Below are 17,249 nucleotides of genomic sequence, written 5' to 3' on the forward strand. Positions count from 1 at the left end.
CCGCAGCGCGACGCCCCTGCGGGAGCCCGGCGCACCGCGCCTCCGCGGGAGCGCCGTGCGCCGGGTCTGCCGTGCCGGGCTCAGGGCTTCGGCGCCCGCAGGATCACCCCGATGTGCGCAGCCGCCTCCGACAGGCGGCGGCGGGAGTCGCGCAACTGGTCGGCCGTCACGCCGTGGTCCCGGGCGGCGTCGCGGATGTCGTCCCGGAAGCGGTCGAGCAGCCGGTCCAGGTCGCGGGCCGGGTCGCCGGTCGATTCCGAGGCGTCCTCGTGTGCCCAGCTCGGGGCGTACTCGGCGGGGAAGTCCTCCCGTGTGACGGAGTACTCGACGCCGGGGGAGTGGTCGGACCGCGGGGTGGTGCTCGCGGTGCCGGTGCGGCCGAAGCCCCAGTCCTTGCCGAACTCCTTCCCGAAGTCCTTTCCGAAGTCGCCGACCTCCTTGGCCAGTTCGCTCAGGCCCTCGCGCAGCCCCGTCGGCCAGTCGCCCCGCGAGAAGTGGGTCTGCACCTGCTCCTGCACGCGTTGGGCGATGCGCTGGACCTCCTCCTGGGCCTGCGCCCGGGCCCGCTCCTGGGCCTCCTTGGCCTGCCGCCGGGCCCGCTGCGCCTCGTCACGGGCGCGGCGACTCTCGTCCTTGGCGCGGCGGGCCTGCTCCTTCCACTCCTGCTTGACCCGCCGCATCTCCTCCTTGGCGGCCCGCCACGCCTCCTTCTCGTCGCTGTCCCCGGCGCCGTCCGCCGAGTCGCCGTACCCTTCGGACGGCTCTGAGTCCGTGCCCCGGCGGGCGGCGGTGGCCGCGGCCCGCATCTCGCGCCGCAGATCGCCGGCCGCGCCCCGCACATCGGCCCGGATCTCGGCGGCCAGCTCGGCGACCGACTCGCGGATCTCCAGCTCCAGGTCGGCCAGTTCCCCGCTGCGGTCGGCCAGTTCGGCCCGGCCGGCGTCCGTGATCGCGTACACCTTCCGGCCGCCCTCGGTGGTGTGGGTGACCAGGCCCTCCGCCTCCAGCTTGGCCAGGCGCGGGTAGACCGTGCCCGCGGACGGGGCGTACAGGCCTTGGAAGCGCTCTTCGAGGAGCCGGATCACCTCGTAACCGTGGCGCGGGGCCTCGTCCAGGAGCTTGAGGAGGTAGAGGCGGAGTCGGCCGTGGGCGAAGACGGGGGGCATGTCAGAGCACCTTCTTGTCGGTCGTGCCGTCGGCAGGGGCACCGGTGGCGCCCTGGTCCCGGACGGAAGCGGAATGGCCCCCCGAGTCGTGCCGTGCGTCGCCCGCCGGACCGGATTCCTCCGGCTCCCGCTCCCACGGCGTCTCCTCCGTCGCCGGACGGCGGAGCAGGGCGATCGACCCCGAGACCGTGGTGGCCCTCAGCCGTCCGCTGCCCGCGCCGAGCCGCCCGGTGATGCGCTTGGCCCCCCACTGGCCGCCCACCCGGAGGTCCTCGAAGGCGCTGCTGACCGTGCCGCTGGCGGTGTTCGCCTCGACCCGGGCGTCGGCCGGCTGGGGCAGCCGGATGGCGATCTCGCCCGAGACGCTGTTCAGACTGACGTCGGTCGGCCCCCCGGCCGGGTCCAGGTCGACGATCATCGATCCGCCCACGGAGTCCGCGCGGACGGAGGATCCCGCCTCCACCACGGTCAGATCGCCGGAGACGGAGTTGAAGCGCAGGTCGCCGGTGAGGGCCTGGGCCTCCACGTTCCCCGAGACGGTGTCCGCGCGGACCGGGCCCGCGAGACCCACCAGCGTGGTGTCCCCGGAGACACCCCTCACCTCGGCGGGTCCCTCGATGCCGGAGACCACGGCCGCGGCGCTGACCGCGCCCACCTCCACGCGCGTGCCGGCCGGCACCGCCAGGGAGACGACCGCGCTGCGGCGCCAGCCCTTGCGGTCCAGCCACTTGAGGAAGCCCTTCCAGGGCAGGTCCTCGTACGCCACCATGAGGACGCCGTCCCGGTGGGTCACGATCAGAGGCGGTCCCTCTATCTCGGAGATCTCCAGGCGGGCGGAACTCTCGTCCGTGCCCACCACGTTCACCGTTCCCCCGACCACGCGGACGTGGAGCCGGTCCACCGACTCGTCGAAGGTGAGCTTCCCGGGCTCGGCGACGGACCACTCGGACATGGCGACGACCTCCTCGAGCGAACGCGCAATATCGCGTCCTACTCGATTCACGATATATCGCGGGCGCGGAAAGTCAAGACACCCGTTCTGGTGACCGGAGATGACCAGAGAACCGCAGGGTGGGCAACATGCCTGGCGGATCGCCCTGCCCGTCCGGCGGCGCGCCCTACTCGTCCTCGTCCTCGTCGTCCAGCCGTGCCAGCCAGGTGGCCAGGCGCTCCACCGGTACTTCGAAGTCCGGGTTGAGGTCGACGAACGTGCGCAACTGCTCGGCGAGCCACTCGAAGGTGATCTCCTCCTCGCCGCGCCGCTTCTCCAGCTCCTCGATGCCGCGGTCGGTGAAGTACATGGATCGTGCTCCGTCGGGTCTTCGCAGGGTTGAGAGTCTCCCGTGCGGGAAGAAACCTGTGCCTGCGGGGTGGAGAGATGAGGTCTTTTCGTCAGGTGTGAGAAGACAGCACAAGGATAGGCGCCCACCGGGCAGTGCCTTCCGGGGCCGTCAGGGGGCGCGGGGACGGGGGAATCGCATGGGACAGGAAACGACGCGCGTCACGCGCATCGTGCTGCCGGACGGGACACCGGTGTGGGCCCGCATCTCGGGCGCGGCGGAGCCGCCGGCGCCGTCCGGGCAGCTTTCGTACCGCGACACCGGTTTCACCGACCGGCTCGAGACGGGCGTGGAGAGCCTGAACGCGCTCGTGACCGGGGTCGCGCGCTCGCTGGCGGCACCGCTGCGCGCGGTGCGGCCGGACGAGGTGAGCGTCCAGTTCGGCATCGAGCTGACGGCCAAGGCGGGCAAGGTCGTCGGCCTCCTCGCCGACGGCGAGACCAAGGCGGGCATCACCGTGACCCTCACCTGGAACGGCGGGCCGCCCGACCCGCTCGCGCCCGACGCGCCGGGAGACGAGCCCCCCGACGCCACCGCGGACGCGTCCGCCCGCGCCCCGGAGCACGGCGGGAGGGGCGACGCCGCTCCCGGGAGCGGGGCATGACACACGGACGCGCCCCCGGCGCACCGGGGGCCCAGGACGCGGCCCGCCGTGCGCTGCGTGGCCTCGTCATGGCGGCGACCGTCCGCATTCATCGGCCGGACGCCGGGTATGCCCTCGACGAACCCGGGACGTTCCTGGGCAGCGGGTATTTCGTCGCGCCGAGCTGGGTCCTGACCTGCGCACACGTGGCATGCGGCGGTGAGGGGGGCGAGGTCGTGGTGGCTTACGAGCCGGCACCGGGCCGCGGCATGTCCGCGGTCCCGGGCCACGTGGCGGCGGCCCTTCCGGAGGGCGGCGGATCCGTGCCCGGCGGCTGGCCCGCTCCCGACCTCGCGCTGGTGCGGCTGAGCGAGCCGGTCGACCACGAGTGCGTGTACCTCTCCGAGCGCCCGGCGGCCTACTTCGGCGAGGGCAAGGTCCTCTACGCGGGCTGGACGGTGGTCGACGGGCACCTGAGAATGCTCGACGGCACCCTGACCGTGCAGGGCACCATCGGCGGCTGGACCACGGACGTCCAGATGCGCCTCGGGGACAACGACCTGCCCGACGGCGTCTCCGGCGGCCCCGTGATCGACCCGGAGCGCGGCGAGGTCATCGGCGTACTGAAGTCGCGCTCCGACCACGCGCGCGGGGGCACCTCCACCGGGCTCGAACAACTGCGGACGCTGCCGGTGCCCGCCGGGGAGCTGAAGGCGGAGGCCGACGATCTCTACCAGGCGGTGGTGCACGCCCACGACCGCTACCACCGCGACCGGCAGCGGCATCCGGACGCGCGCCGTCACACGTGGGCCGACGTGCAGAACCAGCTCGGTGCCCGGCCCGGCCGGACGCTGAGCCCCGACGAGCGCGTCCAGTTGCTCGGCCGGCTCGCGGACCTGCCGCCCCCGGCCAGCACCCGCTCCCTGCTGGACCTCCTCGGCTCCCTGCCGGACTTCGAGGCACCGCCTCCGCTGCCCGCCCCGCGCGGCTGGCGCGACGGACTGGGTGCCCTGTACGAGTACGCGCTCGACGACGGCGCCCTCTACCTGGTGCTCGACTACGCGGTGCACGTCATGACCGCCGACCGCCCGTTCCTGGCGACCAGCACGCCGGCCGCCGAGGAGGCCCTGTGGTCCGCGGTCTGGCAGGCGGCCCAGCGGCTCGGCCCCGGCCGCCGCAGCGCCCTCCTCGAACGGCGGAGGACCAGGATGGCGGCGCGCCCGCCCGCCCCGGCGGGGGACCCGGGCGACCAGGGAGCGCCGGCGACCGGCCGGTCGTCCGTACTGGTCGAGATCGTGCGGCGGGGCTGGGAGCCGGACCGCTGCGACTGGTCGGTCTTCGTCGTGCGCTCCGACGGAGAGGCGAAACGCATCGAGGAGGTCCAGCGGGCCCCGCTGGCCGACCTCCCCGCCCATCTGTCCGCCCCCCTCAAGGAGGCGTTCCGGCAGTGCGACGCCCCGGGCCGGCCCGCGGTCCTGCAGGTGGCGACGGAGCACTCGCTGCTCGCCCTCGACGTGGACGAATGGCGCCTGGGCCCCGAGGACGAGCGGCTCGGTACACAGCGCCCGGTCGTCCTGCGCTGCACCGACCGCGACCAGCTCATGGAGGACGGCGAGTTCGGCCCGTACGGCCAGTACGGCGGGAAGAGCCCGTACGGCCAGTACGGCGGGAAGAGGGAGGGCGGCGGGAGCCCGGCTGCCGCCGTGGGCGGCGACCACCGGCTGGACATCGACGAGGAACGCAGGGCCCGCTGGCGCTGGCTGCACGCCCACCCGGTGACCGCCGCGGTCCTCGACTGCGACGACGGCCTGCGCAAACCGGTGCCGCCCGTCGAGGAGTTGCGGGGCCTGTCGCACGGCACGGTCCCGGTGCTGTGCCGCGTCGACGGCCACGGCCACGAGGGCGGCACGGAGGGGCTGGCCCGGCTCGTGCGCGGCGGGTTCGGCGTGGCGCTGTGGCGCCGCCGGCACGGGCTTCCGGAGGCGGTCTGCGGTGAGTTCCACCGCGGCACCCTGGACCAGATCGCGGGCCCGGCCGGCGCCCACCGGCTGCCGGAGGCCGTGCACGACCTGCGCTCGAGACTGCGCTCGGGACGGCCCGAGACCTTCTGGGCCCACGGCATAGCGCTGCTGTACGACGATCCGCACCAGCCCCTGCCCGGCGCGGGCGACCTGCTGGAGGCACCGTGACGGCGGCCCGCGCGTGCCGCCGTCGACCGTGCGCCCCCGTGTTTCAAGTCCCCTGGCCGAGAGACCCGTTGGGTGATGTGCCTCTTACCAGTCCCGTTCAGGATCGATACCGTGATGGACGCCCCACGACGACAGCGCCCCCCGGACGAGTGACGACGAGGATTGGACCATGACCGAATCCAGTGAGTGGCTCATCTACCGGGGCGCCGGCGAACCCCACGACGGCATCGACCGGCTTCCCGACCCGCCGCCGTGGCGGGACTTCACCAGCCGGGACGCGGCGGGCTCGGGCGACGGCTCCCAGGACCGCAGGCTCGGCGCCCACCGGCACCTGGCCGAACTGCACCGGCCGGGCGCCGAGGAACTCGAGATGATCAACGCCGCGCTGTACCTGCGCCGGCCGCTCCTCGTCACCGGCAGCCCCGGCGCGGGCAAGAGCACCCTGGCCCACTCGGTGGCGTACGAACTGGGCCTGGGCAACGTACTGCGCTGGTCCATCGTCAGCCGCTCCGAACTCCAGGACGGCCTCTACCACTACGACGCCATCGCGCGTCTGCAGGACGTGCAGATCGCCGCGCAGGCGGACCACGCTCCCGGGTCCGGGGCGCCGGGCGCGGTCGACGGGATCGGCGGCTACATCCGGCTCGGCCCCCTCGGCACCGCCCTGCTGCCCTCCGACAAACCGCGGGTCCTGCTCATCGACGAGCTGGACAAGAGCGACATCGACCTGCCCAACGACCTGCTGAACGTGCTGGAGGAGGGCGAGTTCGCCATTCCCGAGCTGGAACGCGTCGCGGACCGGCTCCCCGACCGCACGGCCGAGGTGCTCACCGCGGACGGCGTGAAGGTGCCGGTGCGCGACGGCCGCGTGCGCTGCCGGGCCTTCCCGTTCGTGGTGCTCACCAGCAACGGCGAACGCGACTTCCCGGCCCCGCTGATGCGGCGCTGCATCCACCTGGAGCTGGGCCGCCCCGACCACAACCGGCTCGCCACCTTCGTACGGGCCCACCTGGGCGACGAGGCGGCACGCGCGGGCGACGACCTCGTCACCCGGTTCCTGGAGCGGTCCCGCAGCGAGCTGCTGGCGACGGACCAACTGCTCAACGCCATCTACCTCACCGACGCCGCCGCCACGCCCAGCCGCGACCGCCTGGCCGACCTGCTCATCCAGCGGCTCGATCGCCCGAGGTGACGCGATGCCCGACGAGACGGCGCCCCACGGTCCCGGTCACGACGGCACTCCCGGCCACGACGGCACCCCCGGCGACGGCGGTTCCGGCGGGGGACGCGCGGCCGTGCCCGCCGACGACCCGCTCGCCCGGCTCGTCCTGAGGCTGCGGGAGATCGGCCTGGACCCGGACGCCGAGCAGCTCTGCGACGCGCTCTGGCTGGCCCGGTGGACCGGCTCCGCCGACGCCGCGGACGCGCCGCCCGAGCCCGGCCCCCGCCTCGCGCCACCGGTGGTCCGGCCACCCGCCGGGCCCGTGCCGCTGCCCCAGGCGGAGCCCCGGCCGCCCGCGCCCGAGCAGCCCGACGCCCAGGCCGCCCGGCGCGTGGCCCTCTACCCGCTGCCCCCCGGCGAAGGACCCGGTGCGCCCGGAACCGGCCGTGCCAGTGCACTGCCGGTGGGGGTACCGGCCGCCCCCGTGCTGCCCGCGCCGCTCGAACTCCTGCGCTCCCTGCGCCCCTTGCAGGGCTACCGGAGCCCGGCCACACCGCTGCGCTCCGAGCTCGACGAGGTCGGTACCGCCGAGCTGAGCGCCCGGGCGGGCGGGCTGATCCTGCCCGTCCGCCGGTACCTGTCCCGCCGTGACGCCCGGCTGCAACTGGTGCTGGACGCCTCCTCCTCGATGCGCGTGTGGGGGCGGCTCTTCGCCGAACTGGCCCAGGTCTTCAGCCGGCTGGGCGCCTTCTCGGACGTCCAGGTCGGCCACCTGCACCAGGGGCCGGACGGGGGCCCGGCCGTCAGCCGCAGCGCCGACCCGCACGGTGCGCCGCTGCACGCCGCCGACCGGCTCAGCGATCCGACCGGACGCCGGATCGTCGTCCTGGTCAGCGACTGCGCCGGCCCCCTGTGGCACAGCGGCCACGCCCACCGGCTGCTCCACCACCTGTCGCGGCAGGGCCCCGTCGCCGTGCTCCAGCCGCTGCCGCAGCGCATGTGGAACCGCACCCGGCTGCCCGTCACCTTCGGCGGCCTCTCGCGCGGTGACACCCTGGGCGGCGGCGCCGTACTGCGGGTGCGCACGGGCTCCGGCACCGCCGCCGAGCCCCGCCGGGGCGCGCTGGCCGTCCCCGTACTGCCGCCGGAGCCGGTGGCCCTCGGGTCGTGGGCGCGTCTGCTGTCCGGCGCCGGACCGGTCCCCGGCGCCGTCGGCTGGGTGCGCGCCGACCAGCCGGCTGCCCCGGCGGCCCGCCCCGACCGCCGCCGCACGCCGCTGGAACGGGTCAGCCGGTTCAGCGCCGGGGCGTCACCGGCCGCCGCCCGCCTGGCCGTCTACCTCGCGGCCACCCCGCTGTGCCTCCCGGTGATGCAGTTGGTCCAGCGGACGATGCTGCCCGGATCCGGCCCCTCCGAACTCGCCGAGGTGCTGGTCGGCGGCCTGGTCACCCGGGCCGGCGCGGACCACGGGGAGGGGGACGGCTCACAGTGGTACGAGATCGACCCCGAGGTGCGCGAGGCCCTGCTGTCCCGGCTCGGACGGGACGAGGCCATGCTGGTCCTCAAGCACTGCTCGGAGTACATCGAGCAGCACTTCGGCAAGGGCGGCCCCAACTTCCCGGCGCTCGCGCTGGCCCAGCTCGGCGACGGCGGCCCCGGCCGCCCGCACCCGCTCGCCTCCGGCGCCCCCGAACCCGGGTACCCCGGCGAGAACGGGGGCGACGAGGGGGCCGCCCAAGTCCCGCAGCCCTTCGCGGAGGTCGCCGCCCGGATCCTGGAGCGGTTCATGCCGGTGCCCGACCGGTTCGCGACGTACGACGGCCGGCCGGGTCCGCAGCGCACCGAGGAGCGGCCCACGCACCGGGCGGTCGTCCGGGCGCGTGCCCTTCTCTCCCGGTTCGACGGCGAGGGCATGGTCCAGGACCTCATCGACGCCGTGCAGGTGCTGCGCGGCGCGACCGAGCAGGAACGGCCGGCCGGAGCCGACCCCGAGCTGTGGGGCGAGTACGCGCGCTGCACACTGCGGCTGTGGGAGGTCAAGGGCGGTGCCGCGCTGCTCCAGGAGGCCACCCGGGCCGCCGAACGGGCCGCCGCGCCCGCGCACGCCCTGCGCGAACGCGCCGTCCTCGCGCGCGTACTGCACGCCGGAGCCACCGACGCGCGACGGCGCGGAGACCGGTCCGGCGCGCTCGACCTGCTGCGCCGCGCCGACCGGGAGTACGCGGTCGCCTGCGCGGCACCCGGGCTGGACGAGGAGGAGGCGCTGCGGCTCACCCTGGAACGCGTCGCCTGCCTGGAGACCCAGTGGCGCCTGGGCGGCGACAGCGCCCTCCTGCAGAGCGCCGCCGGCATGCTGGAGGCCTTCGCCGACGCCTGGCCCGACCGGAGCGAGCGCCCCTCCGCACTGCTGCTGGCACACGGCCGCACCCTGCTGCGCCTGTCGGAGGTGACCGCGGACCCGGCCCAGGCCCGGCTGTACGCGCAGCAGTCGGCGCGGTCGCTGCGCCGGGGGCTGCCGTCCGCCCCGGCGCAGGACACCGCCGAGTCCGTCCGCGACCGGGTCCGGACACTGCTCGACCTGGTCGACGCGCTGCTCTCGGCGGGCGGCCCGCTGGAGGAGGCCCAGGCCCGGACCGACGAGGCCCTCGGCCACGTCCGCGAGCAGGCACAGCGCGCGGCGTCGCTGGTGCGGGCCGGACGGGTGGCCGTCGCGCGCTACGGCGAGCTGGGGGAGCCGGCCGAACTGCACCGGGCCGCGGACCGATTCGCACAGGCGGCGCACTGGATGTCCCGGGACGCGCCCGCGCACGCGGACGTGCTCGCCGAGTGGGGGAGCGTACTGCTCCGGCTGGCCACGCTGGAACCCGCACACCGGCAGCAGGACCACCTGTCCCGCGCGATACGGGTGCTGCGGGACTGCCGGATGGAGACCCCGGCCGGCAGCCGGCGGCTCGCCCACCGGCTGCTGCTCCTCGGACGGGCGCTCATGCTCCGGTACCAGGCGCGCGGCGAGGTGGTCGACCTCAGGGAGGCGGAACACCTCTTCGGGCTCGCCGCGGCCGACGCGGAGGACCCGTCGCTGGCGGCGCGCTGCCGACTGGAGCTGGGGCAGGCCCAGTTCGAGGCGTTCCAGAGCCTGGGCCGCGCGGCACGCCTGGACGTGGCGGTCGACGCCTTCCGGGCGGCCGCCGAGTCGGCCCGGCGGGCGGAGGAGGAGGCCGAAACCGAACGCCGGCGCCAAGAAGCCGTGGAGCTGGCCGCACAGGCACACCACTGGCGGGGTATGTCCTTCGAGGCGGCCGGCCGGCCCCGCGCGGCCCGGGACGCCTACGCGGCGGCGCGGACCCAGTGGGACCGGTTGCCGCAGGACCGGCTGGCCACGGGGGAACCGACCGCGCGGCAGACGGCGCAGCGGCTCGCCGACCTGGAATGAGGCCGGACACCGGGGGACCCGGAGACGGGGGACCCGGAGACGGGGGACCCGGAGACGGGGACTGGTCCGCGGGGACGGCGGAGCGGCGGAGCAGCGGAGCGCAGAGAGGAACGGGGAATGGGCATACAGGACGAGGCCGGGGCCGGGCAGGCGCCCGCGGGCGCCGGGGAACCCCTGCCGGACCTGCTGGAGCTGGACCTCGCGCAACTGGGCACGATCGAGCATCCGGTGCTGCGCGAGGTGCTGGGGGAGCTGAGGGCGCGGGCCGCGGAGCCGACCGAGATGCTGTGGGGCTTCGACAACTCCTTCTGACCGATGGCCGCGGCCGCCCCGGTTCGGGCCGCCCTGGTTCGGGCCGCCCCGGTTCGGGTCGGCTCGGTTCGGTTCGGTTCGGGAAGTCATGTGAACAGGACAACTTTCGCCGCGTCGAGTTTCGGGCACCCGCCGCACCGGGAATGCGGCTCCGTACGGCACGGTGCCGTGGCGCCGGCTCGCGGCGACACCGGCCGGACCGTTACGGCATGGGGGTGCTGGAGTGTCGGAACAGGCCAGGACCGGTCCGGCTGCCGCCGTCCCCGGCCGGCGGAGCGGTCCCGAAGGTCCCTTTCCCTTCCGCCAGTTCATCGTCAAGGTGCACGGCCGCTGCAACCTGGCGTGCACCTACTGCTACCTCTACGAAGGCCCGGACAGCGGTTGGCGCGGGCGTCCCGCCGCCGCTTCCGCCGCCGTCCTGGAGCGCACCGCCTACCGCGTCGCCGAGCACGCCGAACGGCACGGGCTGCGTGACATCGCGCTGGTACTGCACGGGGGCGAACCGCTGCTCGCCGGGGCCGGTACCCTCGCCGCGTTCGCCGGGCGGGTACGGGAACTGGCCCCGCCGGAATGTCAGGTCCACGTCACCATGCAGACCAACGCCACCCTGCTCGCCCCGGAACGCCTCGCCGTACTGGCCGACGCCGGCATCCGCGTCGGCATCAGCCTCGACGGAGGCACCGCCGCCCACAACCGGCGGCGCGTGGACCACGCGGGCCGCCCGTCCTGGCCCGCCGCGGCGCGGGGGGCCCGCCTGGTCGCCGAGCGCTTCCCGGAGGCGTACGCGGGTCTGCTGACCGTCGTCGATCCGGCGCTGGATCCGGTCGAGACGTACGAGTCGCTGCTCGGCCTGCGTCCGCCCGCCCTGGACCTGCTGCTGCCGCACGGCAACTGGTCCGCGCCGCCGCCGGGCCGGACCGGCGTCCGGTACGGCGACTGGCTGTGCGCCGTCTTCGACCGCTGGTGGGCGGCCGGGCGGCGCGAGGTGCGGGTACGGCTCTTCGAGGAGTGCGTGGCGCTCCTGCTGGGGCTGCCCGCGGCCACCGAGGCGCTGGGGCTCGCTCCGTTCGACGCCGTCGTGGTGGAGACCGACGGGTCGATCGAGCAGGTCGACTCCCTCAAGTCGGCCTATCCCGGCGCCGCGTGGACCGGCCTCGACGTGTTCCGCCACACGTTCGACGAAGCGCTGCGGCACCCCGGAGTGGCCGCCCGGCAGGCGGGCCCCGCGTCGCTCGCGGAACAGTGCCGGTCCTGCCCGCTGCTGCGGGTCTGCGGAGGCGGCCACTACGCCCACCGCTACCGCGCCGGGCACGGTTTCCGGAACCCGTCCGTGTACTGCGCCGACCTCCAGCGTTTCATCCGCCACGTGGCCTCGCGGCTGACGGCGGCGACGGGGGATGCGGCTTCGGCCGGACCGGCTTCGGGCGGGTCGGCTCCGGGCGGGCCGCCCTCTGTGACCGGGCAGCCTGTGACCGGTCCGGATGCGGCCGGTCCGCCCGCGACCGGCTCGGCGCCGGTGGGGCCGGCTGCCGTCGGTCCGACATGGGCTGTTCGGACTGCCATTGGACCGGTGCCGGTGCCGGTGCCGGTCGGGTCGGCCGCCCCGACCGCCACGGGTCCGGCGTCGGCCGGGGCGGGCGCCGTCGGGGTGGACTTGGCCGGTGCCGGTGCCGGTGCCGGTGCCGGTGCCGGTGCCGGTGCCGGTGGTTCTGCCGGGCCCGGCACGGCCGGTGCGGCCGCGACGTGGCCGGTCGGCGCGAACGGTTCGGGTGCCGCCGGGACGGTTCCGATCGGAGAGGGCGCTACGTGATGTTCCCAGTCGTTCCCGAGCAAGCCCTCCTCGAACTCGCCCGGACCGAGGGAGGCCCCGACACCCTGGCGCTCCTCGTCCGCGACCAGGACACCCGGCGGCTGCTTCTGCTGCGAGCCGTGCTCGACGCGGCCGAGGCGGCCGAACGGTCCGTCTGCACCACCGCGCAGAAGGCGAGGCTGCGCGAGGACTGGGCGCTGCTGACGGAGGCGGACCGGATCCCGTCGGCGGACGTCCCGGACCCGGACCCGTGTCCACCGGACCCGGACCACCGGCGCGGCCACGCGGCCACGCGCGACGACCGCGACTGCGGCCGCGACCGCGACCGCCAAGCCCTGCCCGGCGCACGGAGCGCCCCCGCCCACGCCCCCGCCTGGTTCGCCAACCCGGCGCGGGCCCGGCTCTTCCACCCGCTCACCGGGCCCTGGGCGCGCTCCTGCCTGCGTGGTCTCGACGCCGCTCCCGGCCCCGCGGAGGGCGAGCGGGCACTGCGGCTGCGGCGGGACCTCGCCCACTTCAGCGCGATCGCCGCGGTGGCCGCCGCCGGGGCGGGCATCGCCTACAGCACCCGGCTCACCGCCCGCGCCGGAGTCCTCGCCCTCCCCTCGCTCGGCGCCCTGCACACGGCACGGTCCGGCGACGTACCCGTCGACGTCACCTGCGCCGACGGCCGGCTGGTCCTGCGTCAGGCCGACGCCGCCGACGTGACCGTCCACCTGGAGAGCGGCGTCGGCGCCTGGTCCGGAGCCCTCGCCTGGACGCCCGCCCACGCGCTGCCCGGCCTCACCCCGGCGGCACCGCCCCTGCCGCTCGACGACCTCGACCCCTACCGCGAGCTGCCCCCCGGCCCCCGCCACGGCAACCTGCGCACCCCGCTCGCGCTCGACGACGCGGAACGCAAACGGTGGCTCCAGGTCTGGTCCGGCACCGCTCTCGCCCTCCGCTCGGGCGGCGCCCAGCGTCTCGCCGAAGCGGGGGCGCTGCTGCGCTGCCTGATCCCCCTGGAGACGCCGCCCGACGTCGGCACCGGCCGCGGCAGTTGCAGCGCCACGCGCCGTGAGGCGTTCGGCGGCCTCCTCAGCAGCACCCCGCCCGACTCCGTGACCCTCGCCGCCACCCTCGTCCACGAACTGCAGCACGCCAAGCTCGCCGCCCTCGGCGACCTGGTGACGCTCCACCGGGCCGGCCCCGCGGCGCGGTACTTCGCCCCCTGGCGCACCGACCCCCGGCCGTACGACGGCCTGCTCCAGGGCACGTACTCCCACCTCGCGATGGCCGCGTTCTACCAGCGCCGGGCGCTCGTCGGCGGGCTGCCGGACCGGGACTGGGCGTGGGCCCAGCACGCGCGCTACCGCGCCCAGGTCGGGGCCGCCCTGCCCGCCCTCGTCGGCTCGCCCGACCTCACCGTGCGAGGACGCCGGTTCGTCGACGAAATGGCCGCCGTCCACGACCGGATGGCCGGCCACCCCGCGCCCAGGGGCCACGTCGCCCGCGCGCAGGCGTACGTGGCCTGCGCGCGCGCCCTGTGGAACCAGCGCCACGGCTCCGCGCTCCCGCCCTCTAACGGATGAATGCCCACGCACGGCGGCCGGGTACGGAAAGATCGTCCGTACAGGGGGTGTTGCCGTCGGTCGACGGACTTACGCGCGGCGCTCCGGGGTCCTAGGATTTTGCGGTACTACGTGCTGGAGGCCACTGCATGTCTGGAGCTCGCAAGCCGGCCGAGACGGCCGAGAGGGGGACCGCCAGGCAGACGGTCACGATCCACTTCGCAGGCTTCAACCGGGCCTGGGCGGCCTGGATCGGGGACCGGCTGGAGCGGCGTGGGGTACGGGTGGTGCCCCTGCGCTGGGACTCCCCGGCCGATGTCCCGCTGGTGGACCTGCTGCGCGACCTGACCCTCGCCGAGGGCCGGGTCCTCATCATCGTCAGCGAGTGGTACTTCCAGCTCGGCCCGCGCACCCACGAGGAGTGGAACGCGGCCCTGCGGGAGATCGTCGCCCCCGACCCGTCCCGGTTCGCGGCGGTGTCGGTCACCACGGCCGCGGTCCCGGCCGCCGCGGCCGTCCTGGCCCCGGTGGCCCTGACCAACATGGGCGCCGAGGAGGCGGAGCGCCGGCTGCTGGACCGGCTCGACCTGTCGCCCGAGACGCCCGCGGAGACGCCGGCGGAGTCACGGCGCGGGCCGCGGTTCCCGGCGGCGATGCCGGACGTGTGGGGCGTGGTGCCGCGGCGCAACACCCGCTTCACCGGCCGCGAGCCACTGTTCAACGAGGCCTACCACCTCCTCCAGAGCGCCGAGTCCGGCGCCGGTGTGCTGACCCTGCACGGCATGTCCGGGGTGGGCAAGACCCAGTTCGCCGCCGAGTACGCGCACCGGTTCGGCTCGGAGTACGACGTGGTCTGGTGGGTCAACGCGGAGAAGCGCGTCACCTACCGGCGGCAACTGGCCGAGCTGGCCCCGAAACTGAACCTGCGCACCGGCCAGGAGTACGGCGAACGGCTGCGTGCCGTGCGCGACGCGCTCCGCCGCGGGGAGCCGTACTCGAGGTGGCTGCTGGTCCTGGACGGAGCGGACGAGCCGGACCAGATCTGGGACCTGCTGCCGACCGGCCCCGGACACGTCATCGTCACCTCGCGCAACCCCGAGTGGAGCGAGCACAACAGCAAGCTGCTCGAAGTCCGGGTCTATCCCCGCGACGAGTCGGTCGCGTTCATCCGCCGCCGCGCCCCCCGCCTCTCGGAGGCCGAGGCCGACCAACTGGCCGAGGCACTGGGCGACCTGCCGCTGCTGCTCGACCAGACGGCGGGCTGGCTGAACGACTCCGACCTGTCGGTCGACCAGTACATCGCCCTGCTGGAGGGCGGCATCGACAGCGACGTGGTGAAGGTGTCGGCGGACTTCCCGCTGGCCTTTCAGACCGCCTGGTCGATACTGCTGAACAAACTCCGCGAGACCGTCCCGGAGTCCGTCGACCTCCTGCGCCTGTGCACCTTCTTCGCGCCGGGATTCATCCCCGTACGCCTGCTGAAGGAGATGCCCGTCGACGAGCTGCCCGAGCAGCTCGCCGGACTGCTCAACGACCCGCTGCTGTGGAACAGGGCGGTCAACCAGCTCCGCACCTACTCGGTGGTCCGGCTGGAGTCCCACGAGGCGTCCCTGGACGAACCGGTGTCCGCCGGGGAGTCGCTCTACCTGCACCGCATGGTCCACCAGATCGTGCACAAGGACATGCCGGACACCGACCGCCGCGAGTTCATCGACGTCGTACGCCGGGCCCTCGCCGCGGCCGACCCGGGCCGGCCGACCGAGACCCGGCTGTGGCCCGGCTACGCCGAGATCGTGCCGCACCTGAAGTACGCGGACGTCCTCAAGAGCAAGGACCCGAAGGTCCAGCGCATGGTCCTGAACTGCCTGCGCTACATGTACTTCTCCGGCGAGTACCGGGCCGGCATCAAGCTCGGCGAGCGCGCCCTCACCGCCTGGCGCCGCCTGCTCGGCCCGACCCACGCGCGGATCTGGGAGCTGACCTACCACTACACCAACCTGCTGCGCGCCATGGGCGACTACGCCCGCACCGAGTCCCTCAGCCGCGACGCGGTCGAACACCTCAGGCAGGAGCGCGGACCGCAGGACCTGGACCACCTGCGCGCCGCCGCCGGCCTGGGCGGCGACCTGCGCGGCCTGGCCCGCTACGACGAGGCCCTGGAACTCTCCCAGTGGGTCCTGACGGCCTACCGCGAACTCCTCGGCGACCAGGACTCCAGGACACTGAACGCGCAGAACAACCTGGGCGTCTCCCTGCGCCTGCTCGGCCGCTACGAGGAAACGCTCGAAACCGACCGGAAGACCATGGAGGCGCGTCGCCAACTGCTGCGCGCCCGCCACCCGTGGGCGCTGAGCTCCGAGATCACGTACGCCATCGATCTCCGCCTGCTGGGCCGCTACGCCGACGCCGAGTCCCTCCAGGCGAAGAACGTGCGTGAGAACCGCATCGTGATGGGCCCGGACAACCCGCAGACCCTCAAGGCCGAGTACAACCTGGCGCTGTGCCGGTACCGCCTCGGCGAGCGGGCCCCGCGCGGCGAGGAGCCGGGGCCGATGCTCAGCAGCGTCCTGGAGCGCGGGGAACGCGTTCTGGGCGAGACCCATCCCCTCACGCTGATCTTCGCGACGGGCCAGAGCTGTTACGCCCGCGAACACGGCGACATCGACCAGGCGCGCGAGCTCAGCGAGGCAGTCGTCGCCCGTTACGAGATGATGCTTCCCGAGGGGCACCCGTTCATCGCCGGGGCCCGTGCCAACCAGGCCCTGATCCTGCGCAACGTCGGCGAACGCGAGCACGGCCACGTTCTCGTCGAACAGGCGCTGGCCGAGATGACGCAGGCCGTCGGCGAGAGCCACCCCTGGACGCTCGGGTGCGCCCTGAACGCTTCCGCGTTGCGGAACCTGGTGGGCGACATCGAGGGAGCCGCGAAACTCAGCCGGAACACCGTGTCGAGGGCCATCGAGGCGCTGGGGCGCACACACCCGCTCACGCTGTCGACGCGTATCGCCTACGCGGCGGACCTGCGCGGCCTGCGAGACCGCCGGCAGGCGGAGAAGGTCGAACAGGAGGCGCTGTCCGACCTCGACGCGACTCTGGGCAGCAAGCACACGCACACCGTCTCCGCCCGCTCCCGCAACCGCCCGTACTGGGATTTCGAGCCCCAGACCACCTGACGCGGCAGGAGAACGAAACCCGTCGGTCACGGTCGTTGCCCCGGGGCGCATAACCCCCCGCGCCCCGGGGAAGAACACGGGTCCGTTCAACACACCTGTAACACACACGAGTTGGGCCGGGGGGAGCGTGTGGTGATCTTATTGGGACCCGTGCCGGAGGGCGCGGACGGGCCCATAGCGGTCGAGGTCGACGCGCAGGTCGACCCGTCCGCCGTCGACGGCCTCGGCCTCGTCTACGGCGACGAGGAGACCCGCGACGGCGCCGGGCAGCGGGTCGTCCGGGTGGCGCGGGACGTCTACACCGACGGGCTCGACCTGGCCCGCAGATGTGCCGCCCAGGCCGTACGGCGCTTCGGTGAACTCCAGGAGGGGCTGCGGCCGGACGAGATCGAGATGCAGCTCGCGATCAAGATCGACGCCGGGGTGGCGACCCTCGTCAAGAGCGGGGCCGAGGCCCAGCTCCAGATCACACTCCGCTGGCAGACCGCCCCAGCCCCTGCCCCAGCCCCAGCCCCAGCCCCTGTCCCAGCC

General features: G+C 74.6%; 11 protein-coding genes and 1 pseudogene. 9 read left to right on the top strand and 3 right to left on the bottom strand.

Annotated elements, in window-relative coordinates; all coding sequences use genetic code 11:
- Positions 1–80 precede the first annotated feature (80 nt).
- The 3 genes from IG88_RS0123290 to IG88_RS0123300 all read right to left on the bottom strand — a co-directional run bounded on the left by IG88_RS0123290 (position 81) and on the right by IG88_RS0123300 (position 2,467).
- Complete coding sequence (locus IG88_RS0123290) at positions 81–1,166, bottom strand: PadR family transcriptional regulator (protein WP_031044437.1); 1,086 nt, start codon at positions 1,164–1,166, stop codon at positions 81–83.
- 1 nt (position 1,167) lies between these two features.
- Positions 1,168–2,118: a DUF4097 family beta strand repeat-containing protein gene (locus IG88_RS0123295; protein ID WP_037836471.1), complete on the bottom strand. Its 951-nt coding sequence runs from the start codon at positions 2,116–2,118 to the stop codon at positions 1,168–1,170.
- Between the two features lie 166 nt (positions 2,119–2,284).
- Positions 2,285–2,467 carry a DUF6104 family protein gene (locus IG88_RS0123300; protein WP_014176503.1) on the bottom strand — a complete coding sequence of 61 codons (183 nt, stop codon included), beginning with the start codon at positions 2,465–2,467 and terminating at the stop codon, positions 2,285–2,287.
- A 178-nt stretch (positions 2,468–2,645) separates the two neighbouring features.
- Between IG88_RS0123300 and IG88_RS0123305 the strand changes: the two genes are divergently transcribed.
- From IG88_RS0123305 to IG88_RS44385, 9 genes and pseudogenes are all read left to right on the top strand, one after another.
- Positions 2,646–3,110, top strand: a complete 465-nt coding sequence (locus tag IG88_RS0123305; RefSeq protein WP_031044445.1) for a CU044_2847 family protein — start codon at positions 2,646–2,648, stop codon at positions 3,108–3,110.
- Complete coding sequence (locus tag IG88_RS0123310) at positions 3,107–5,278, top strand: trypsin-like peptidase domain-containing protein (RefSeq protein WP_031044448.1); 2,172 nt, start codon at positions 3,107–3,109, stop codon at positions 5,276–5,278. The genes IG88_RS0123305 and IG88_RS0123310 overlap by 4 nt, the downstream gene beginning before the upstream one ends.
- 169 nt (positions 5,279–5,447) lie before the next feature.
- A complete protein-coding gene (locus IG88_RS0123315) occupies positions 5,448–6,470 on the top strand; it encodes an AAA family ATPase (RefSeq protein ID WP_031044451.1) in 1,023 nt (340 codons plus the stop codon).
- Positions 6,471–6,474: 4 nt separating this feature from the next.
- A complete protein-coding gene (locus IG88_RS0123320; RefSeq protein WP_420712096.1) occupies positions 6,475–9,873 on the top strand; it encodes an SAV_2336 N-terminal domain-related protein in 3,399 nt (1,132 codons plus the stop codon).
- 117 nt (positions 9,874–9,990) lie between these two features.
- Entirely contained in the window at positions 9,991–10,185 is a 195-nt protein-coding gene (fxsA, locus tag IG88_RS0123325) for an FxSxx-COOH cyclophane-containing RiPP peptide (protein WP_031044456.1), read from the top strand.
- A gap of 223 nt (positions 10,186–10,408) precedes the next feature.
- Positions 10,409–11,602, top strand: a pseudogene (locus tag IG88_RS38905) (FxsB family cyclophane-forming radical SAM/SPASM peptide maturase); the annotation flags it as partial.
- 392 nt (positions 11,603–11,994) lie between these two features.
- Complete coding sequence (locus tag IG88_RS0123335; protein ID WP_031044460.1) at positions 11,995–13,566, top strand: aKG-HExxH-type peptide beta-hydroxylase; 1,572 nt, start codon at positions 11,995–11,997, stop codon at positions 13,564–13,566.
- Between the two features lie 128 nt (positions 13,567–13,694).
- Complete coding sequence (gene fxsT, locus IG88_RS0123340) at positions 13,695–16,718, top strand: FxSxx-COOH system tetratricopeptide repeat protein (RefSeq protein ID WP_031044463.1); 3,024 nt, start codon at positions 13,695–13,697, stop codon at positions 16,716–16,718.
- Positions 16,719–16,868: 150 nt separating this feature from the next.
- The coding region (locus IG88_RS44385; protein ID WP_031044466.1) for a CU044_2847 family protein at positions 16,869–17,249 on the top strand (381 nt) is incomplete at its 3' end.

The organism is Streptomyces sp. NRRL F-5650 (assembly GCF_000721365.1).
GTDB classification, from domain to species: Bacteria; Actinomycetota; Actinomycetes; order Streptomycetales; family Streptomycetaceae; genus Streptomyces; species Streptomyces ardesiacus.

What these genes read in the sequence shown, in the direction of transcription:
- IG88_RS0123310 (WP_031044448.1), top strand. Translation starts at nt 3,107, where the DNA reads ATGACACACGGACGCGCCCCCGGCGCACCGGGGGCCCAGGACGCGGCC.
- IG88_RS0123320 (WP_420712096.1), top strand. Translation starts at nt 6,475, where the DNA reads ATGCCCGACGAGACGGCGCCCCACGGTCCCGGTCACGACGGCACTCCC.
- IG88_RS0123300 (WP_014176503.1), bottom strand. Translation starts at nt 2,467, where the DNA reads ATGTACTTCACCGACCGCGGCATCGAGGAGCTGGAGAAGCGGCGCGGC.
- IG88_RS0123295 (WP_037836471.1), bottom strand. Translation starts at nt 2,118, where the DNA reads ATGTCCGAGTGGTCCGTCGCCGAGCCCGGGAAGCTCACCTTCGACGAG.
- IG88_RS0123290 (WP_031044437.1), bottom strand. Translation starts at nt 1,166, where the DNA reads ATGCCCCCCGTCTTCGCCCACGGCCGACTCCGCCTCTACCTCCTCAAG.
- IG88_RS0123305 (WP_031044445.1), top strand. Translation starts at nt 2,646, where the DNA reads ATGGGACAGGAAACGACGCGCGTCACGCGCATCGTGCTGCCGGACGGG.
- IG88_RS0123335 (WP_031044460.1), top strand. Translation starts at nt 11,995, where the DNA reads ATGTTCCCAGTCGTTCCCGAGCAAGCCCTCCTCGAACTCGCCCGGACC.
- fxsA (WP_031044456.1), top strand. Translation starts at nt 9,991, where the DNA reads ATGGGCATACAGGACGAGGCCGGGGCCGGGCAGGCGCCCGCGGGCGCC.
- IG88_RS0123315 (WP_031044451.1), top strand. Translation starts at nt 5,448, where the DNA reads ATGACCGAATCCAGTGAGTGGCTCATCTACCGGGGCGCCGGCGAACCC.
- fxsT (WP_031044463.1), top strand. Translation starts at nt 13,695, where the DNA reads ATGTCTGGAGCTCGCAAGCCGGCCGAGACGGCCGAGAGGGGGACCGCC.